This window comes from Roseibium sediminicola (genome assembly GCF_023156505.1).
GTDB lineage: Bacteria > Pseudomonadota > Alphaproteobacteria > Rhizobiales > Stappiaceae > Roseibium > Roseibium sediminicola.
The window spans coordinates 22,350-42,962 of record NZ_JALNMJ010000023.1; the positions used below are offsets into that span (position 1 = coordinate 22,350).

Annotated in this window: 14 protein-coding genes; 6 read left to right on the forward strand and 8 right to left on the reverse strand. The window is 62.9% G+C overall.

Going from position 1 to position 20,613, the window contains the following annotated elements:
- The first annotated feature begins 78 nt into the window (after positions 1-78).
- Genes M0H32_RS24050 through M0H32_RS24060 form a run of 3 tightly spaced genes read left to right on the forward strand, consistent with a single transcriptional unit; the run spans position 79 to position 3,088 of the window.
- The gene (locus M0H32_RS24050; protein ID WP_248158369.1) at positions 79-1,395 is read left to right on the forward strand and encodes a bifunctional folylpolyglutamate synthase/dihydrofolate synthase; all 1,317 of its coding nucleotides are present in this window, start codon (positions 79-81) and stop codon (positions 1,393-1,395) included.
- 32 nt (positions 1,396-1,427) lie between these two features.
- A complete protein-coding gene (locus M0H32_RS24055) occupies positions 1,428-2,693 on the forward strand; it encodes a hypothetical protein (RefSeq protein ID WP_248158371.1) in 1,266 nt (421 codons plus the stop codon).
- An 11-nt stretch (positions 2,694-2,704) separates the two neighbouring features.
- Positions 2,705-3,088 carry an endonuclease domain-containing protein gene (locus M0H32_RS24060; protein ID WP_248158372.1) on the forward strand — a complete coding sequence of 128 codons (384 nt, stop codon included), beginning with the start codon at positions 2,705-2,707 and terminating at the stop codon, positions 3,086-3,088.
- Between the two features lie 77 nt (positions 3,089-3,165).
- On the opposite strand, the gene M0H32_RS24065 is transcribed toward M0H32_RS24060, so the two are convergent.
- Both M0H32_RS24065 and M0H32_RS24070 read right to left on the reverse strand, forming a co-directional pair.
- The gene (locus tag M0H32_RS24065; protein WP_248158373.1) at positions 3,166-4,083 is read right to left on the reverse strand and encodes a methylated-DNA--[protein]-cysteine S-methyltransferase; all 918 of its coding nucleotides are present in this window, start codon (positions 4,081-4,083) and stop codon (positions 3,166-3,168) included.
- Between the two features lie 246 nt (positions 4,084-4,329).
- A complete protein-coding gene (locus M0H32_RS24070) occupies positions 4,330-4,791 on the reverse strand; it encodes an Lrp/AsnC family transcriptional regulator (RefSeq protein WP_248158374.1) in 462 nt (153 codons plus the stop codon).
- 129 nt (positions 4,792-4,920) lie between these two features.
- On the opposite strand from M0H32_RS24070, the gene rocF reads away from it, so the two are divergent.
- The 3 genes from rocF (at position 4,921) to M0H32_RS24085 (ending at position 7,821) form a co-directional block, all read left to right on the forward strand.
- Entirely contained in the window at positions 4,921-5,862 is a 942-nt protein-coding gene (gene rocF, locus M0H32_RS24075) for an arginase (RefSeq protein WP_345779360.1), read from the forward strand.
- Positions 5,863-5,872: 10 nt separating this feature from the next.
- Entirely contained in the window at positions 5,873-6,958 is a 1,086-nt protein-coding gene (locus tag M0H32_RS24080) for an ornithine cyclodeaminase (RefSeq protein ID WP_248158375.1), read from the forward strand.
- A gap of 311 nt (positions 6,959-7,269) precedes the next feature.
- A complete protein-coding gene (locus tag M0H32_RS24085; protein WP_248158376.1) occupies positions 7,270-7,821 on the forward strand; it encodes a hypothetical protein in 552 nt (183 codons plus the stop codon).
- Positions 7,822-8,201: 380 nt separating this feature from the next.
- On the opposite strand, the gene M0H32_RS24090 is transcribed toward M0H32_RS24085, so the two are convergent.
- The 6 genes from M0H32_RS24090 to M0H32_RS24115 form a co-directional block, all read right to left on the reverse strand.
- The gene (locus M0H32_RS24090; protein ID WP_248158378.1) at positions 8,202-10,460 is read right to left on the reverse strand and encodes a transglycosylase domain-containing protein; all 2,259 of its coding nucleotides are present in this window, start codon (positions 10,458-10,460) and stop codon (positions 8,202-8,204) included.
- A 363-nt stretch (positions 10,461-10,823) separates the two neighbouring features.
- The gene (gene olsB / locus M0H32_RS24095; protein ID WP_425607362.1) at positions 10,824-11,762 is read right to left on the reverse strand and encodes a l-ornithine N(alpha)-acyltransferase; all 939 of its coding nucleotides are present in this window, start codon (positions 11,760-11,762) and stop codon (positions 10,824-10,826) included.
- A 289-nt stretch (positions 11,763-12,051) separates the two neighbouring features.
- On the reverse strand, positions 12,052-14,466 hold the full coding sequence (locus M0H32_RS24100) for a hybrid sensor histidine kinase/response regulator (RefSeq protein WP_248158382.1): 2,415 nt from the start codon (positions 14,464-14,466) through the stop codon (positions 12,052-12,054).
- A gap of 419 nt (positions 14,467-14,885) precedes the next feature.
- Positions 14,886-15,965 carry a tryptophan--tRNA ligase gene (gene trpS / locus M0H32_RS24105; protein WP_248158385.1) on the reverse strand — a complete coding sequence of 360 codons (1,080 nt, stop codon included), beginning with the start codon at positions 15,963-15,965 and terminating at the stop codon, positions 14,886-14,888.
- A 121-nt stretch (positions 15,966-16,086) separates the two neighbouring features.
- Entirely contained in the window at positions 16,087-17,649 is a 1,563-nt protein-coding gene (murJ, locus tag M0H32_RS24110) for a murein biosynthesis integral membrane protein MurJ (protein WP_248158388.1), read from the reverse strand.
- 32 nt (positions 17,650-17,681) lie between these two features.
- Positions 17,682-20,516 carry a [protein-PII] uridylyltransferase gene (locus M0H32_RS24115; protein ID WP_248158410.1) on the reverse strand — a complete coding sequence of 945 codons (2,835 nt, stop codon included), beginning with the start codon at positions 20,514-20,516 and terminating at the stop codon, positions 17,682-17,684.
- Between the last annotated feature and the right edge of the window lie 97 nt (positions 20,517-20,613).

Here is a 20,613-nt window from a genome sequence, read left to right on the forward strand (position 1 = left end):
CCGCTTGTGTCCGGGTGGGCTATCCCGTAAAGGCGTATTGAGCCTTTAACGGAACAAAGGGACCCTGCGGAGGGCGCCTTGGATCAAGTCACGAAAATTCTGGACCGCCTGCTGGCCCTGCATCCGAAGGAAATCGATCTTTCCCTTGGCCGCATGCACCGCCTGCTGGCAGCCCTCGGTCATCCGGAACGGCGCCTGCCGCCGGTCATTCATATCGCCGGCACCAATGGCAAGGGCTCGGTGACGGCGACCATGCGCGCGATTCTGGAAGCGTCCGGCAAGCGTTGCCATGTCTATACCTCGCCGCATCTTGTCTCGTTCAACGAGCGTATCCGTCTTGGCAGCGATGGCCGGTTCGTCTCCGACCCGGTCCTGTATGAGGCGCTGCACCGCTGCGAAGAGGCCAATGGCGGCGAGGAAATCACCTTTTTCGAGATCACCACAGCCGCGGCCCTGTTGCTGTTTGCCGAACATTCCGCGGATGTTCTGCTGCTGGAAGTCGGCCTTGGCGGACGTCTCGACGCCACCAACGTCATCGATCATCCGCTGGCAACGGTGATCACGCCGGTCTCCATGGATCATGAGAAATTCCTCGGCGACGATCTCGCCGCGATTGCCGCTGAGAAGGCCGGTATCATCAAACCTGATGCGCCGGTGATCTGCGCCGCCCAGGAAGACGACGCGCTGAAAACGATCACCCGCCAGGCGGCACGCAATCGCGCGCCCTTGAAGGTTTTCGGTCAGGATTTTGTCGCCCAGGCAGACCAGGGCCGGATGGCCTTTCAGGACGAGGACGAACTCATCGATCTGCCGCTGCCGGTTCTGGGCGGGCGTCACCAGTTCGCCAATGCCGGCCTTGCGATCGCCGCCCTCAAGGCCGCGGGTCTGCTGCCGGACGCGGCGGTCATCACCCAGGGCCTGAAATCGGTCAATTGGCCCGGCCGTCTGCAGCCGATCACCCATGGCGACCTTGTCGAAATGTGTCCGGAAGGGTCAGAGATATGGCTGGATGGCGGCCATAATCCTGGTGCGGGCCTGTCCATCGCCCAGTTCATGGGCGAACAGGAAGAGCGCGCGCCGCGTCCGCTCTATCTTGTCGCCGGCATGCTGACCACCAAGGATCCAGTCGGTTTCTTCCGGCCGTTTGACGGTCTGGTGCGCCATGTCGGCACCGTGCCGATCCTGTCGACGACGACGGGGCGCACACCGGAAGAGCTTGCCGATCTGGCAAGCTGCGCGGGCCTCGAGGCAACACCGTTTCAAACGCTGGACGCGGCACTGGCAGATGTGGCAGCCTGTGCAGCAAGGGATGGCGAAGCGCCCCGGATTCTGATTTGCGGCTCGCTCTACCTCGCCGGTGAGGTTCTGGCGCGCAGCGGACTGGCGCCCGCCTGATTAAAACCGGCATCCGTCTCAGGGAGGCCCGTTTGACGTTTAAGAACAACCTGTTTTCCGCCCCTGTGGCGGGTCTTCTGGTCGCCGCCACGCTGATGTGCGGCGGCGCCCAGGCCCTCACAGAAAACTACGAGACCCCGCCCGAACAGGACCCGGCCAAGGTCCTGGACGGCAAGCAGCTCGGGCCGGGTTATGCGGTTCTCTCGCCTGTGCGCAGCGACGGCTTCCTGCGCATCTATCAATTGCAGACCGATCTCGGCATCGAGCGCATCGAGGGCGATGGCCTGTTGAAGCTGCGCCTGTCGGAGCTGAAGGTTCTGGTCGCCCTGGAAAGCCTCAAGAACGACGCCAGTTTCGTCGATGGTCTGAAACAGGCCGCGATGAAACCGGTCGAATTCGTCGAGAGCACCGTCACGGACCCGGTCGGAACCGCCAAGAGCACGGTGACGGGGGTTGGCCGCATGTTCTCCAGGATCGGCAAGGGCGTTGAGGCAGCCGTCAGCGGCAAGGGCGGCTCGCCCGCGGATCTTGCCAAGTCGATCACCGGCCAGGCCAAGGCTGAGCGCGAACTGGCCGTTCAGCTGGATGTCGACCCCTACACGTTCTACAAGCCCCTGTCGGACAAGCTCAACGAGACCGCCAGCGTGACCACGGCGGGCACCTGGACGGTCAGCGCGATCACAAGCCTCCTGCCCGGCGGCCTGATCGTCAACGTGGCGCGTCAGGCGGACAACTTCCGTAATCTGATCGTCGACAGCACTCCGGCGGAACTGGAAGAGCGCACCGCGGCCGCCTTCCGCAAGGCCGGGGTGTCCGAGGCGACGATTTCCAGGATCGCGGCCAATCCGTTCTACACGATCTCGGAAAAGGCGGCGCTCGCCTACCAGCTTCAGGCCATGCCCGGCGTCAATGATCTCGACATCATTGCCTCCAAGGCCGGGGACGCCGACAGCCGCGACATTGCCTATTTCCAGCTGCGCCGGGTGGTGCTGCTGGAAACCTATAACCGCACGGTTTCCGGTCTCGGTGATATCAAGAATGTCTCGGAATTCCCGATCGCCATCCGCCGCGACGGTATCGCGGCCATCGTCTTGCCGCTCGACATGGTCTCCTGGACGCAGAATGTGGCGCGCAGTTTCTCCGCGATGCATGAAGGCCTGGCGAACCTGCCCTTCCCGCCGACCGGTGTCGATTTCCTGATCACCGGCGATCTCACCCCCATCGCCGCCGAACGCCTCACGGCCTTCGGCTGGGAGATCACCGGCAACTACCCGATGCCGGCAGGACCCGTGCATTAAAGGACAGACTGGTGTCTCCGACGGGAATCAACCCGAAGACAAGGCGGTTCGCGCAGCGGCTCAGAAGGGAGCAGACAAAGGGCGAGAGCGCCCTGTGGCGCGCTTTGCGGGAGTTGAAGGCGGAAGGAATTCGAGTCCGCCGGCAGGCGCCCATCGGTTCCTATGTTGCTGATTTTGTTGTTTTCTCAAATAAACGCGTCATTGAAATCGATGGTGATTTGCACGGCTTTCCCGCACGAAAACTGCATGATGCAAAGCGAGATGCCTGGCTTCAAAAAGAAGGTTTCGATGTTCTTCGATTCCAGGCGACCGAGGTCGAGGAAAATTTGGAAGGGGTCGTCACGGCCGTTCGACTGCGTCTGGGTCTTGAGGTGACGGGGTACCCCCACCCCTAACCCCTCCCCACAAGGGGGAGGGGTTAGGGGTGGGGGTACCTCATGCAAACAATGCACGAAGGCGCTCTGTATTCCCCCTAAACACACTCCAGCACCGGCCCGGACAATCCGCTTTCCCAGCCCAGGATCGCCCGTTTGCGGGTGAGGCCCCAGTGGTAGCCGCCGAGTTTGCCGCCCTTGGCGAGCACCCGGTGACAGGGCACGACGAAGGACAGTGGATTGCGGCCGACAGCGGTGCCGACGGCACGGGACGCCTTGGGATTGCCGAGGCAGGCGGCAATATCGGAATAGGTGGTCGCCGCGCCCATCGGGATCTTTAAAAGCGTCTGCCATACGCGGATTTCGAAGTCTGTGCCGATCATGACGATGTTGAGCGGCTGGTCTTCCTGCCATTTCTGCGGGTCGAAGACGCGCTGGGCATAGCCGGACGTTGCCTCCTGGTCCTGGACGAACTGTGCCGCGGGCCAGCGCTCACACATGTCGGTCAAGGCATTGTCCTCGTCTCCCGGATCGGCAAAGCCAAGGCCGGCGAGACCCTTGTCCGTCGCCATCACCAGCACCTGGCCGAAGGGCGAGGGATGGAAGCCATGGGCGATCTTCAGCCCGGCGCCGCGGTTGCGATAATCGCCCGGCGTCATGGCTTCATGGGTAACAAATAGATCGTGCAGCCGGCCGGAACCGGACAGGCCGACCTCGTAGGTTGCGTCGAGCACGCTGGCGGAGTCGCGCAGGAGCGCCTTGGCGTGGTCCAGCGTGATCGCCTGCAGGAACTGTTTCGGCGTCAGCCCGGCCCAGCGCGAGAACACCCGCTGCAGCTGGATCGGCTGCATGCCGACTTCCTTGGCCAGCTGCTCCAGGCTCGGCTGTTCGCGCCAGTCTTCTGTGATCCGCTTCAGCGTCTGGCGGACGACGCCATAGTTCTCGGCGGCTTCCGCGCCGACCGAGATCGGCGTCGGGTCGGAGGTCAGGCTGGCAAGGTCGATGGCTCTGGTCATGGTCGTCTCATCACGTCTCTTGATATGATCCGATCCTAGTCGGCGTGGAAGCTCCGCGCGACCCGATTTGCGATCCCAATGACAACACGCCTCCTCCTCCGTCATCCCGGACACAGCGCAGCGAAGATCCGGGATCGGAGAGCCGAGGCGCGTCCGCAATCATTCAGCCGACAGCTCAAGGGCCCCCGGTCCCGGCTCGCGCTTCGCTTGGCCGTGACGATGGAGGGGATGAAGGAAAACAGCTGGTTACCCCAACACATCCTTGAACTCGCCGGCCGAGGCCGCCGGGCCCTTGCGCGTATTGAGCAAAAGATTGGTTTCCGTTCCCGTGATGCCCTCGATCAGGCGGATCCGGTTGAGCGCGTCGTCAAAGGCCACCAGGTCCCTGGTGGCGATGTCCAGCACCAGGTCCCATTTGCCGTTGGTCGAATGGATCGCGCGCACTTCCGTCATGGCGCTCAAGCGGCGGATCACCGGGTCGGTGTTGTGGCCGTCGACCACCACCAGGGTCACCGCCCGTATGGGCAGGTCGCGCCAGTCGTCGCGCAGAACGGCGGTGAAGCCGAGGATCTCTCCGCTGTCGACAAGCTTATCCAGGCGCGCGCGCACCGTCGCCCGGGAGACTTTCAGGTCACTTGCCAATTCGGACACCGATCTGCGGCCATCATGCCGCAGAAGCGAGATCAAACGCAGATCGAGATCGTCCATTTTTCCATTCCGCTCAGTTGAACCTATCAAAATGATAAATTTGGCTGCGTATTTGATCAAGTGTCCGGATTTACTCCGCCGCGGCGTTTCCGCACACTTCCGAAACTTGGATTGCAGGCGGAGTAGGACGTGAACGTCGTCAAGAAACAGATAGCTCTGGTCGGGGCGCCGGTGGATGAAGGCGCAGGTCAGGCCGGTTGCCTGATGGGCCCGGACGCCTACCGCACGGCAGGCCTCGCCGAGACCCTGGAAGCGCTGGGCCACGCGGTTGCCGACCATGGCAACATCCGGCCCCTGGACATCGGCGAATTGACGCCGCCCAATCCGGTGTTGAAGAACTACAAGGCCTATGTCGCCTGGACGCGGGCCCTGCATGCCAAGGCGGCCGAGCTTGGCGAGGGACCTGTCGTGCCGATCTATCTCGGCGGCGACCACGCGCTGGCCGCCGGCACTGTGTCCGGTCAGGCAAAGGCGGCAGCAGAGCTGGGCCGGCCGCTCTTCGTGCTATGGCTCGATGCCCATTCGGATTTCCATACGCTGGACAGCACCGGCAGCGGCAACCTGCACGGCACGCCGCTTGCCTTCCTGTGCGGCCTGCCGGGATTTGACGATCTGCTCGGAGCGCCGTTCGAGCACACGCTGAAACCGGAAAATGTCGAGATCCTCGGCGTGCGCTCCATCGACGATGCCGAGCGCAAGCTGCTGCTCGACCACGGCGTCGGTGTCAGCGACATGCGCCGGGTCGACGAAGCCGGCATACACAACCTGCTGAAACCCTTCCTGGACCGGGTGAAGGCCGCGAACGGGCTGCTTCATGTCAGTCTCGATGTCGATTTTCTCGACCCGAGCATTGCCCCGGCCGTCGGCACGACGGTCCCGGGCGGCGCAACCTTCCGCGAGGCCCATCTGGTGATGGAGATGCTCCACGACAGCGGCCTCGTCACCTCGCTCGATCTTGTCGAACTGAACCCCTTCCTGGACGAACGCGGAAAAACCGCGCGTCTCATGGTCGAGCTGACCGGCAGCCTGTTCGGCCGCCGGGTCTTCGATCGCCCGACCAGAAGCTTCTAGAGGACTTGTCATGACCAAAGGCCCCATCAACCTCGCCCCGTCAGAACTCGCCTATGTGCCATTTGTCAGCGTCGACAACATGATGCGCATGGTGCGCGCCGTTGGCGTCGAGACCGTCATGCGCGGCATCGCCGACTATATCGAAGAGGACTTTCTGCGCTGGGAAAGCTTCGACAAGATCCCGCGCATTCCGGCCCATGCACCCCAGGGTGTGATCGAGCTGATGCCGACCAGCGACGGCAAGACCTTCGGCTTTAAATATGTCAACGGCCATCCGGGCAACACCCGCGAGGGCAAGCAGACCGTGACCGGCTTCGGGGTTCTCTCCGACCTGACCACCGGTTACCCGCTGCTGCTGACCGAAATGACGATCCTGACCGCGCTGCGCACGGCCGCGAATTCCGCGCTGGCCGCGAAATACCTGGCGCCGAAAGGCTCGACCACCATGGCGGTGATCGGCAATGGGGCCCAGTCGGATTTCCAGTGCCTGGCCTTCAAGGACCAGCTCGGTATCACCGAAATCCGCGCCTATGACGTCGAGCCCGAGGCCAGCCTGCGCCTTGCGCGCAACCTTGCCGGGTCCGGCATCAACGTGACCATTTGCAAGACCCCGGAAGACGCCATCGAAGGCGCCCAGATCATCACCACGGCGACCGCCGACAAGAAACTGGCGACCATCCTGACCGACAACATGGTCGGCTCGGGCGTGCACATCAACGCGGTCGGCGGCGACTGTCCGGGCAAGACCGAGCTGCACAAGGACATTCTGCTGCGTTCCGACATTTTCGTGGAATTTCCGGAACAGACCCGCATCGAGGGGGAATGCCAGCAGCTGGCCGAGGATCACCCGGTGACCGAGCTCTGGCAGGTCTATGCCGGCAAGGCCGCGGGCCGGACGTCGGAAGGCCAGATCACCCTCTTCGACAGCGTCGGCTTCGCCATCGAGGACTTCGCCGCCCTGCGCTACATCCACGACATCCTGCCGTCGACCGGTCATTTCGAGAAACTCGACCTCCTCGCCGACCCGGACGATCCCCGCGATCTCTACGGCATGCTGCTGCGCTCCGGCGCCAACGACGACAATCAGGCCGCGTGACCTCGTCAAAAAAACTCACGTGATTGTAGCAAACTCGACCACTGCTTCGGCGGTGGTTTTTTTTGGAAGAACGCTCCGGCAACGCCTTTTTAGTGGCATTGCAGTTGACCCCACCCTAGCCCTCCCCCTTGTGAGGAGGGCTAGGGTGGGGGTGCAAAAGGGTCGGACGGAGGTCCGAAAGTGACGAAGATGTTGCGTCGGGCCTCATATCCACCTGTCCCTTCAAATTCAGCACTGGCTTTTCCTGACCTTTCCCGTGTCTACTGGCGATCCTGCGTTCAAGCCATGACCTCCCTATCCAAGGATCTTCCATGTTCTCCAGACGGATTGCCCTTTTCAGCCTTGCCCTGATGACCGCCGCCTCTGCCCACGCGGCCGAACAGTATTTCGACTACAAGGACTGGACCGTTCGTGTCGAGGCGGTCGACACCGGCGAAGACCTGCGCATCACCTGCTCGATGTGGACCGGCGGCGACGGCGACCCGACGGTCGGGTTCACGGTGTCTAACGGCGACGCCCTGCCGCCCGACTATTTTCCGGGCGTACAGCTGATGGAACGGGCTATCCGCGGTCATGCAACCGTTCTCAAGAACGATGAAAAAGTGACATTTGTCTTCGATGACGGCGACAGCGCGCCGGCGACCGTCTACGCGGATTTCGACGAAGACGGCTTTGCCTTCGCGCAGACCAGCTTTGCTTTCGAGGACAATCAGCGTGTGCTGCAGGCCATGCAGCGGAACGGTCAGATCGACATCACCGGTCCCGGCGGCCTTGTCTATACGGCGTCTTTAAGCGGGTTCACCGCCTCCTACCGCAAGGTCGCCGAACAATGCGGCTTTCCGGTCGACGGTGTTGTCGACTGAATGCCACTGCAAATGATTTTCCTGCAGAAAGGCTGGGCGCCCTAGGCAACCAGTCGATTAGAGCATGTCGCGTTTGTTTGGGCTCATTTGATGGCGCGAAACGGTTCACTCGGCAAGGCGCGTCGCGCAGCGCGATGCGGTGCATCGGGCAAGCGGCGCAACGCTGACGATGGGCCGTTTCGCACCACCTGGAAAAGTGCGAAACTCCGGGCTTTGGCCTTCGATTGGGCCGGACAATTTTGGCCACCTGCGTCGTTGGCTTGCACTTGTGGTGGGCGACACCACGGCGTGCAAACCGCCTCGCCGGAGACCAAAATTGTCTCGGTCAAATGAACCCAAACAAGCGCGACATGCTCTAAGGGCACGGGCGGTCAATTGCGTTAACCCCCGCCGAACAGGTTCCGCAAAAGGTTGAGCGGGCCGCGGCGTTCGCCGGAACCCTCGCCGCTTCCACCAATCGGTGCGGGTGGCAGGGGTTCGCTGCCGGAGCCGACATTGGCCGCCGGGACCGGTTTGCGCGGTGCGGAGACCGTGGCCGGCAGGTTGGGCACGCCCGGCAGGTCCGCGACCGGCAAGCCGTCATGGGCCTTGTCCATCACCTCTTTCCACACCAGCGCCGGCAGTCCGCCACCCGTGGCTTTTCTGGTCGGTGAATTGTCGTCATTGCCGAGCCAGACCGCCGTGGTCAGGTTGCCGGTATAACCGATGAACCAGGCATCGCGGAAATCCTGGCTGGTGCCGGTCTTGCCACCGGCGGGCCGGCCGCTCTCCAGGCGGGCCTTGCGCCCGGTGCCGGTCATCAGGGTCTCCGACATCATCAGGTTCATCTCGCCGACCAGGCGGCGGTCGACAACCCGGCCGCGGCCGTCTCCGGAGCGGGAATAGAGCGTCTTGCCGTCAACCGTCCTGATCCGGCGGATGACATGCGGCAGCACGCCGTAGCCGCCATTGGACAGCGGCACATAGGCGCCGGCGATTTCAAGAGGCGTGACTTCCGATGTGCCCAGCGACAAGGACAGGTTCTTCTTCATTTCCGAGGAAATGCCGAGCCGCTTGGCCGTGGCCACCACCGTGCCGGCGCCGACCTCGTGGGCCAGCTGCGCCGCCACCGTGTTGAGCGACAGGCTGAGCGCCCGTGTCAGGGTCACCGGACCGTAATGTTCCTTGGTATAGTTCTGTGGCGACCAGTTGCCGTATCGGACAGGCCGGTCCTGGCGCACGGTCTGCGGGCTCATGCCGTTTTCCAGCGCCGCCAGATAGACAAACGGCTTGAAGGACGAACCCGGCTGGCGCTTGGCATAGACGGCGCGGTTGAACTGGCTCTTGGAATAATCCGCTCCGCCGACCAGCGCCTTGACCGCCCCGGCCGTATCGAGCGTGACAACGGCTCCCTGGGTCACGCCGTATTTCTGCCTGTTCTCTTTCAGCGCGGCACGCAGGGCCTGTTCGGCCGCCTGCTGCATCGCCGGGTCGATGGTCGTGTCGACGATGATGTCTTTTTCAATGGAGCCGACAAAATGCGGCAGCACGTCCATGACCCAGTCCGCCGCGTAATTCTCGCTGGCGGTGGTGTAGCGCCGCACGACCTTGGCCGGTGCGGCGAGTGCGTTCTTGGCCTCGTCATCGGTGATATAGCCCTCCTCGTTCATCGCCGCGAGCACCAGCTGGGCCCGGTCCTCGGCCAAATCCGGGTTGCGGGCGGGCGAATAGCGCGAGGGGGCCTTCAGGAGCCCGGCAATCGTCGCTGCCTCGGCGACGGTCATCAGCCGTGCGGACTTGCCGAAGTAGCGGCGCGCGGCGGCATCGACCCCATAAGCGCCCGAGCCGAGATAGACCCGGTTGAGATACATTTCGAGGATCTCGTCCTTGGAATATTCCGCTTCCAGCCAGAAGGCGAGCACCAGTTCCTGGATCTTGCGCTTGATGGTCCGGTCCTGCTCCAGGAACAGGTTCTTGGCGAGCTGCTGGGTCAGGGTCGACCCGCCCTGCTGCAGGCGTCCGGAGGTCAGGTTGGTGACCATGGCGCGCGCCAGGCCAATCGGGTCGACGCCGAAATGGGAGCGGAATCGCCGGTCCTCGATGGCAATGACCGCGTTGGGCAGGTAGGGCGGCAATTGCTCCAGCCGCACGGCCTCGCCGCCGGTATCGCCCCGGTTGGCGATCAGCGCGCCGTTGCTGGCGACGATCTTCACGTTGGGTGGCCGCGCCGGCACCTGCCACTCAGAGGTTGGCGGCAGGAAGGCGGCGTAATAGCCGACGATGCAAACAACGGCTATGGTGCCCCAGATGCCGAGCACCATGCTCCAGTAAAGGCCACGCTTGACCAGCCGTCCAAGGGCCGTCGGCGCCTGGAAGCGGTTCTTGCGCTTGGCGGCACGCCGCTTGGCACCGGACCGTCCACTTCTGGCCTTGCCGGACCCGCCGCGGGACGGCTTGCGGCCACCGGAGGCAGGTTTTTTGGCAGCGGTTTTCTTGGCGGTGCCGGATTTTGATGTCTTGCGGGACTTCGGTTTGGAAGAGGTCTTGCCGGAAGGCGCACTCGGCCGGTCCCGCGGGCTCAGACGCAGGTCCAGCAGGCTGCTGTCGCTTTCTCCGAATGTCGGCTCAATACGCGGCTGGCGTTTCGCCCGAGTCGCCATTGATCCCTTTCCCTTGTCGATGCCGGCTAACCACCGGTTTCCCCGGTGATGATCCTAGATTGCGGCAATTTAAGGGGGCGTTAAGGCTTCGGATTTTTGCGGGGGAAGGAGCGGTTTGGATCGTGTGGCCCCGATCTATTATGCTCTTGATCGTCATCCCGGACGCAGCGCAGCGAAGATCCGGGATCGGGGAGCCGCTGGCTTTCGATTTCAGGATGAAGCGGAAACGACATTTCCTCCCCGGTCCCGGCTCGCGCTTCGCTTGGCCGGGATGACGTACGAGAGGTTTGGATAGGTGTCACCCAGGGCAAGAGGAGCGAGAACCGGGGCGACACGGTGGTTGGGATTCCGTCCGTGCCAGACCTAACTGGAATAGCGGCTGGCGTCGGCGCCGTAATAGTTGACGTAGCGCGTGTTCAGTTCGGAGACCGGCATGATGATCAGGACGTCGGTGGTGCCGAACTGGTGATCGATCACGGCGCCATCGCCGATAAAGGCGCCGAGGCGCAAGTAGCCCTTCACCAGCGGCGGCAGGGCGCGCAGGGCTTCCTTGGAGTTGATCTCGTCGGCGGCCATGCGGTTCATTTCGACGTAGCGGTCTTGGACGGCACGAACGCGCCACTGTTCCGGCGCGCGGGCATTGTGATGCAGGAAGGACAGCTGGCCGGCCAGGGCATCGGGATTTGTGCCCTCGATAGAGGCGCAGCCGAGCATGACGTCGATGTTGTGGCGTAGCACATAGGACCAGATGCCGTGCCAGAGCAGTTCGACGGTCTTCTTGTTGCGGTAGGGCTTCAGAACACAGGAACGGCCGAGTTCCATGAAGCGCTTGTCCGGATTGGCATCGATCAGCGACTGGATGTCATATTCCGCGGCCGTGTAGAAGCCGCTGTGCCGGTTGGCGACTTCCTGGCGAAGGATCCGGTAAGTGCCGACGATTTCCGGCTTGAGGCGGCCCAGCTTGTTGCGTTTCAGCGAGGCATGATCGACCACCAGCAGATGATCGCAATAGGCGTCGAACGGATCGGCGTCGCGCCGCGTTGCCAGCGTGTGGGCGTCCGCGATTGCCGACATTTCCTCGTAAAAGACCTGGTAGCGCAGCCGCTGCGCTTTTTTCACCTCCTTGAAGTTCCGCGCCATGCGGACTTCCAAAGAGCCGATGCGTCCAAGCGTTTCGCCTGTCTTGACCGGGGTGCGGAGGGCGGCGGTTGGGCGCTGCCCGTTGGCCATGGCGGCGCCGGGGCGCATTGCCGGTGTGAATTTGCGAACCAGTTTTCTCGGAGAAAACAGCCCTTGCCGCATTATGGACATTCCACCCTCTTGTATTCCTTATGGGGCACACCGGCCGGTTTCACAGCTTGAAGACTGTTTCACCTGCCAATTTACCTTCGCCGGAATAGCATCCCCGGCGTTGGAAATGGTGTTTCGACCCTGCCGTAGATCATACTATTCCGACAACTGGATGACATCCGGTTTTTTTCCGGATGTTCTCCAGAGGCAAGATACCCCAGTCCGAGCGCTTTGTGAATTTGGCGCGAATTACCGGTATTTCTGCAATCTAAGGGCGAAGCGTGGCGGCTGGTTCCCGATGTCAGCCGCGGCCGATTTCCGCAAGAGCGTCGGAAATGGCCTCGACGGACAGCGGCTTGGTCAGATAGCCGGCGGCACCGACCTCCGTGGCCTTGTCGCGCGCATCCTTCATGACATCGGCGGTGACGATCAGCACCGGCACGGACGGGCGGCCGCTGCTGCGTTCGTCGGCACGGATCTGCTGGATCGCCTGGAACCCGTCGAGACCTGGCATGTGCAGGTCCATCAGGATCGCGTCATAGGAGCCGCTGGCGGCTTCCTCGACTGCTTTCTCGCCATCGACCACCATGACGGGCACATGGCCGAGCTTGCGCAGCATGGCCTCGCTCAGGAGCCGGTTGATGTCGTTGTCCTCGGCAACGAGCAGACGCAGGGGCCTCGCCGGCACCTTGTGCCGGTTGGCCAAAAAGACGTTGCTGAAGGGTTCCGCGCTGACATCCCAGGCATGTTCCATGCCGGCATCGTCGAGCAGGCCGGCAAAGATCTGCACCAGCGTCTCGATGCGCACCGGCCGGATCAGATAGGCGGCATAACCCGCCTCGCGCAGATGCTCCAGGCGTTCGCGCTCCGGCGGGGCGATCATCACGATGGCAGGTGCCCGGCAGCCCGTCAGGCGGGCAGAGGCCAGCCAGCCGCCGCTGTCGGAGAGGGCTGCGTTGTCGACCACCAGAAGATCCGCCGTCGCCAGACCGGTGTCGAGATCCGGATTGCCTGGGGTCAGAACCGAGACATGCGCGCCGTGCCGCTTGAGACGTTCGGCGAGCAGCGGGCATTCGATCTGGCTGCTGCTGACAAAAACGATATTCCGGCCGGCCACTTTTGCAAGGCGCGGATCCCGCTCCCTCGTCAGGTTTTCGGGGATTGGCAGGGACACGCGAAACAGCGCGCCGCCGTCCCCGGACGGGCTTGCCGAGATATCGCCGCCCATCAGGCCGGCGAGCCGCTGGGCAATGGCAAGACCAAGGCCCGTACCGCCGAATTTGCGGGCCGGACCGTGATCGACCTGCTCGAATTCCTTGAACAGGCGTTCGGCCTCCTCGGCGTCGAAGCCGATGCCGGTGTCGCGCACGTCGATGTCGAGGTAGCTGCCGCCGGCCGGACTGGGCCGCCCGGTCAATTCGATCGCCACGCCGCCTTCATCGGTGAACTTGACACCGTTGCCGATCAGGTTGAACAGGATTTGGCGCACTCTCGTGGCGTCGAGCGTCACTTCTTCCGGCAGGCTCGGATCGAGCATGGCGCCTATCTCGAGTTTCTTGGCATGGGCCTTGGGCGCCAGCAATTCGACGACGCTCTCGACCAGCGCGCCGACGCGTACGGGCGATGCCTGGATGTCCAGTTTGCCCGCTTCCACCTTGGAGAAATCGAGCACCTCGTCGATCAGCAGTAGCAGGGTTTCGCCGGAGGTTTCCAGCGCTTCGATATAGGCGCCCTGTTCCTTGGTCAGGCGGGTGTCGCGCAACAGCGCGGCCATGCCGAGAACACCGTTCAACGGCGTGCGTATCTCATGGCTGACGGTCGCCAGAAAACGCGACTTGGCTTCGTTGGAGCTTTCCGCGGAATGGCGGGCGGCAAGCAGTTCCTCTTCGATCACCCGGCGCTCGGTGACGTCGCGAAGAACCGTCTGCACCAGCTGGCGGTCGGTGGTGGTGTCGCGCACGGGAATGTCGATGCGCGAGAACCAGCGCCGTCCCTGAGCCGTTTCCAGGTAAAAGTCCTGGAACCCCACACCTGCCGAATTTGCCGCCGGTGCGTCGGTTTCCATGCCGCGATTGCGGTCGTCTTCCACGAGCGGCAGCGCCATCGGACTGCCCGGCTGCAGGTGGTGAACCGGTCCGAAAACATCGTCGGCCGCCGAATTGACATAGGTGATGATGCCGTCCTGGTCGCGGCGGATGACGACATCGCCGAGTGTGGCCAGGATGCTGGCATGACGTTCGTCGGATTCGCCCAGTTCCCAGGCGCGGTCCTCAAGTTCCTCGCAACGGGCCATCAGCCGGCGGATCTTGTCGTCCTTCAGCTGCACGGCCTGGATGGCGCGATGCATGTCGTCGGCAAACAGCCGCCAGACGGCAAGGCCACCGGCAAAAAACGCAAGACCGACACTGAAAAAGCGGTTGATGCCCTCGGTCGAGACCATCAGGAATGCGGCGACGAGGCCGACGACGAGCCCGGCGACCGCCAGATGCTGCAGCGACCTGGTGGGCGCGGAGACCGGCAGGTCTGTTGCCCGGCGGCCCGGCCCGACTTCGGGCCCGTCCTCGTCAAGACTTTCCGGATCGAGAGCCCGTGACGAGGGCGTGGCGGTCAGGTCGTCGCGTGGAGAGCGGTTGCGTTCACCGGCAACGGGACGGTCTTCCGCCTCGTCGGCTTCCGGCACGGCTTTGGCGGCGCGATCGCTGTTTTGACTGACCAAGATCACTACTCTCTACAAGACCCAGTTGCCGAGAGAGTGCCGTCTAAACTTTGAAAAACCGTTTCATTGACAAAACTGCCGATGATCTTTTGGACTTTGTTAATCCGGGCGGTTGCCTGACATCCGGGTGAAACGACGCGCCTGTTCCTGCCAAAATGAAAAGGCCCGCGCAGCACCTATTTGGCCAGCCGGATGACAAACCTTCATTTCGTCATCCCGGGCGAAGTGCAACGAAGACCCGGGACCGGGGAGCCAAGGTGTGGAATTGGAAACGGATCAAGATGCCCAAGGTCCGGGCTCCCCGGTCCCGGCTCGCGCTTCGCTTGGCCGGGAGGACGCGGAAAGGCAGATATCCTTGTCGGCAAGCGAAAAGCCCGGCACGAGGCCGGGCTCTGTGTTTGTTGGTCCGAACCTCAGCCTCAGCGCACGTCCAGGAAGCCGATGATCTTGCGGACATCCTTCAGCACCGGTTCGGCGATGGCCGAAGCCTTTTCCGCGCCAACCTTAAGAACGGCATCGATTTCCGTCTTGTCTTCCATCAGCCGGCGCATCTCGTCGGTCATCGGCGAGAGCTTCGCCACCGCAAGATCGGACAGGGCCGGCTTGAAGGCGGAGAACTGCTGTCCGCCGAACTCCTTAAGCACCTCTTCCTTGGTCTGGCCATTGAGCGCCGCATAGATCCCGACCAGATTGTCCGCTTCCGGGCGGCCTTGCAGACCGTCGGTCTCGCTCGGCAGCGCGTCCGGATCGGTCTTGGCCTTCTTGACCTTCTTGGCGATGGTCTCGGCGTCGTCGGTCAGGTTGATGCGTGACAGGTCCGACGGATCGGACTTCGACATCTTCTTGGTGCCGTCGCGCAGCGACATGATCCGGGTTGCCGGTCCGGCAATCATCGGCTCGGTCATCGGGAAATAGAGATATTCCGGCAGCTCCGGCGACGGTGTCGGGTTCGGTACGCCGATGCCCAGCTCCTTGATCCGCTCGGCAAAGTCGTTGTTGAACTTGGCGGCGATGTCGCGGGTCAGTTCCAGATGCTGCTTCTGGTCGTCGCCGACCGGAACATGCGTTCCCCGGTAGGCCAGGATGTCGGCAGCCATCAGGTTCGGATAGGCAAACAGGCCGACCGAGGCGTTTTCCCGGTTCTTGCCGGCCTTTTCCTTGAACTGGGTCATGCGCGAGAGCCAGCCCATGCGCGCAACGCAGTTGAAGATCCAGGCCAGTTCCGCGTGTTCGCGCACCTGGGACTGGTTGAAGATGATCGATTTCTTCGGATCGATGCCGGCGGCCATATAGGCGGCGGTCACTTCGCGCGTCGCGTTGGCGAGCTCGTGCGGATCCGGGAAGCCGGCGGTGATGGCGTGACTGTCGACGACGCAGAAGATGGTCGGCATCTGGTCCTGCAGCGGCACCCAGCGCGAGACAGCGCCGAGATAGTTGCCGAGATGGAGATTGCCGGTCGGCTGGACGCCGGAAAAGACACGGGGCTGGAACTCCGCCATTATATATCCCTTTATTGGTGCGGCCGGTTGGAAGGGCGCTGTAGACTGTTTGGGCGCGCCGGGTGTAAGCCCGCACCGGGCCTTATGCAAGCTGGAAACGGCGGCAAAACGCGTTTCGTCTTCAGGTGTTGCGCCGTGTCAACGCTTTGAGCATGCCGAGAAGGTTCGAGCCGCCGCTGACCTGCGTGACCACCGCGAAGGTGATCATGCCGATGAGGACGAGCACAACGAGGCTCGCGGCCCGGATCAGCAGCCAGGTGTCGGTCAGCCAGGGCGCCAGGGCCTCGGCCGCGAAATAGACCACGACCCCCATCAGCAAGCTGGCCATAAACACCAGCGACAGCCGCCGCAAGAGCTTGAGATCCGGCGCGAAATGGCCGCGTTTCCAGAGCACGACGATCAGGAGACCGGTGTTGACCCAACCGGCCAGCGTGGTTGCCAGCGCAATGCCGACATGTTTGAGCACCGGGAAGAGCGCGATCGACAGGACAACATTGACCACCATGCCGGCGATCGCGAACTGCATCGGCGTCTTGGTGTCTTCGCGGGCAAAATAGCCGGGCGAGAACACCTTGTTGAGCACGAAGGCGGGCAGGCCGAAGGCGAAGGCTGTCAGCGCAGCGGCCGTGCCGTCAACGGCGGCGGCATCGAAACGTACGCGCTGGAACAGCACCGAGACGATCTCGTGAGGAATGACGGCAAGGGCAACGGCGGCTGGCAACGTCAGCACCAGGGAGAATTCCAGCGCCCGGTTGAGACTGTGCTGGTAGGCGGCCGTCTCGCCCGCCCGGAGCTGGCGGGTGAGGCTCGGCAGCAGCACCACGCCGATGGCAATGCCGATCACGCCGAGGGGAAGCTGATAGAGCCGGTCAGCAAAATAAAGCAGCGCATTGGCGCCTTCCTGCATGGAGGCGATGATCTGGCCGACGGCGATGTTGATCTGCGTCACCCCGCCGGCGACCACGCCGGGAATACCCAGGATCAGGAGGCGCCGTGCCGATTTGGTGTAGCGCGGGCGGTAGACCGGAATGCGGAAGCCGAGCCGTTTCAGGTCGATGATCACCACCAGCAGCTGGACGATGCCGCCGACCGTAACGCCAACCGACAGAATGATGCCGAGGGTGACGTCGGTCTTGACGCCGGCGAGCAGCACCCCGCCGAGCACCAGGCTCATCACCACATTCAGCATCACCGGCGCAAACGCGGCCGCGGCAAAGCGTTGATAGGTGTTCAGGATCCCGCCGATAAAGGCCAGCAGCGACATGAAGATCAGATAGGGAAACGCGATCCGCGACATCAGCACGGTCAGATCGTATTTGGCAGGGTCCTCAACGAAGCCGGGCGCTAGCGCCCAGACCACCAGGGGCATGAAGATCTGCGCCAGGGCGGTCAGCGCCAGCAGGCAGAACAGCAGCGCGGCGCCGATTTCACCGGCAAAGCGCCGGGCGCCGTCGTCGCCTTCCTCCTCGACCGCCCGGCCGAACAGTGGAATGAAGGCGGAGTTGAAGGCGCCTTCGGCAAAGAGACGCCGGAACAGGTTGGGCAAGCGGAAGGCGACCACGAAGGCGTCGGCGACCGGCCCGGCGCCGACGGCGGCCGCAAGAAGCACGTCACGGACGAAGCCGAGCAAACGGCTGGCCAGGGTCGCGCCGCCCACGGTCGCGAAGTTGCGCACCAGACTCATTCGGGCCGCACTCCGGCAAGGATCTTGTTCATTTACGAAGCCTGACGCTGGACTTTCCGGGTCGCCGGTGCGGCGGGGTCGAGTTCCACATGCCCTTCCACCGCATCGGAAAGGCGTTCCCGGATGATTTCCTGACGGCCGATATTGGCAATTTTCTGTCCGGTCAGGTCGGTGACGTAAAAGACGTCGACCAGTTTTTCACCGAAGGTGGAAATGTGGGCCGAGCCGATGTTGAGGTTCAGCGTCGCAATCGAGCGGGTGAGGTCGAACAAAAGGCCTGGACGGTCGAGGCCGGAAATCTCCAGCACCGTATAGTCGTCCGACAGGGCATTGTTGACCAGAACCTCGGTGGCGACCTTGAAGGCCTTCATCCGGCCCTTCATGCCCGCCTTTTTCGACACCGGCTCAGGCAGCCGCTGCTCACCGCGCAGGGTCGTTTCGATCAACTTGGCAATGCGTTCGCCGCGGCGGCGCTCATCCATGTCATCGGGCAATTCGCGGCCGATGAAGATCGTGTCGAGCGCGAAACCGTCGGTGGTGGTGTCGATCTGGGCATCGACGATGTTGGCGCCGGTCGTATAACAGGCGCCGGCAATGATCGACAGCAGCCGCGGATGGTCCGGTGCCATGATGGTGAGTTCGGTCACGCCTTCAAATTCACGCGGGATCACATGAAACGCCAGGCGTTTGCCGTCCTTGTCGGCGGCGTGCAGCAATTCGGCATGGGCGAGCAGCCGGTCCGGTTCCGTGCGCAGCCAATAGGCCGCGTAATGCCGCTTCATGTAAGCCTTGCGGTCCTTGGCCGGCCAATGCTCCAGCTTGGTGCTCAGCTCTTCCTTGGCCTGTTCGATCGTCTGGCTGTGCGACATCTTGGTGTGGCCGCCGGAGAGATGCGGCTCGGTGGCGTAGTAAAGCGTGCGCAGCAGCTGGCCCTTCCAGCCGTTGAAAACGCCCGGACCAACGGCCCGGATATCAGCCACCGTCAGGATCAGGAGCAGCTTGAGCCGCTCCAGCGACTGCACCGTATGGGCGAAATCGGTGATGGTCTTGCGGTCCGACAGGTCGCGTGACTGAGCGATCGTGCTCATGTCGAGGTGATGTTCGATCAGCCAGGCGACCGTTTCGGTTTCGGCCTCGTTCAGGCCGAGACGCGGACAGACCTTGCGCGCCACTCTTGCGCCGGCAATCGAATGGTCCTCCGGCCGGCCCTTGGCGATGTCGTGCAGGAACATGGCGACATAGAGCACCTTGCGGTTCTGCAGGGTCAGGATCAGGTCGGTCGCCAGAGGGTGGTCGTCGCCGGAATTGCCGCGCTCGATATCGGCCAGCACACCGATGGAACGGATCAGGTGCTCGTCGACCGTGTAGTGGTGATACATGTTGAACTGCATCATCGCCACGACCTTGCCGAATTCGGGCACGAAGCGGCCGAGGAGGCCGGTTTCGTTCATCTTGCGCAGGGCCTTTTCCGGCGTGTGCCGGGAGGTCAGGATCGACAGGAAAAGTCGGTTGGCTTCCGGGTCGGCGCGCAGGTCCGCATCGACCAGCTTCAGCGAGTGGCGCATCAGCCGGGTCAGGTCCGGATGCATGTTGTAGTCATGCTTGTCGGCGATCTGGAACACGCGCAGCAGGTTGGTTGGATCGGTCTCGAAAACGGTGTCGGACGTTGCGTTGAGCCGGTTGTTTTCGACCACGAATCCCGAGGCGCCTTCCACCGGTTTGGCGGTGCTGGACAGGCGCCCGCTGCGCAGGCGCCGCATCATGCCGGTCAGACCCTTGCCGCGCGGCTCCTTGACGTGTTCTTCCTCCAGGGCGGCGCAAATGATGCGGGTCAGGTCGCCGACATCCTTGGCCACGAGGAAATAGTGCTTCATGAAGCGCTCGACATCCTTCATGCCCGGATGCTGGGTGTAGCCGAGACGGATGGCGATCTCACGCTGGACCTCGAAGGACAGGCGTTCCTCGGGCCGGCCGGTCAGGAAATGCAGGTGGCAGCGCACCGCCCAGAGGAAATCCTCCGACTTCTTGAACCGCGAGTATTCGGAGCGGGTCAGCACGCCCTTCTTGACCAGTTCCGACTGGCTGTTGACGCGGTAATGGTATTTAGCGATCCAGAACAGCGTATTGAGGTCGCGCAGGCCGCCCTTGCCTTCCTTGATATTCGGTTCGACCAGGTAGCGTGAGGTGCCCTGGCGCTTGTGGCGCTCGTCCCGTTCCAGCAGCTTGGCGGCGATGAATTCGGAGCTGGTGCCCTCGACCACTTCCTTGTCGAAACGCTGTACCAGCTCCTCGAACAGGGCTTCGTCGCCCCAGATGTAGCGGGCTTCCAGGATCGACGTGCGGATGGTCATGTCGGACCGGGACAGGCGCAGGCATTCCTCGATGTTGCGCGTGGCGTGTCCGACCTTGAAGCCCAGATCCCACAGCATGTAGAGAATGTATTCGACGACCTGCTCGCCCCACGGCGTCTGCTTGTAGGGCAGCACGAACAGAAGGTCGATATCGGAGCCGGGCGCAAGCGTGCCGCGGCCATAGCCGCCGACGGCTGCGATCGCCATGCGTTCCGCCGTGGACGGGTTCTTGATCCGGTAGACATGATGCAGGGCGAAATCGTAGATCACCCGGATCAGCTCGTCCTGGACAAATGAGAGCCGCGCGGCGCAGATCAGGCCGTGGCCATCGTCGTTGAGCCGCTCCTCGACCGTGCTCCTCGCCGTCTTGACGACCTGTTTCAACTCGGCCAGCACCGCCGACCGGGTTTTCATGTCCGAGCCGTCGCCGTCCGTTGCGGCGGTCAGCGCGGTCAGGCGATGTCTGAGGTCATCGGCATCGATCAGTCCGTCAAGGTCTTCCTGGGCGAGTCTCATGCTGGTCCGGTATTCCGTTCATAAGCGCGGGTTTGTTGGCGTTTATATAGAGTTCGCAGTTGAAGGACACGTAAATCCTTTTGAGGGGGGCGCCCCT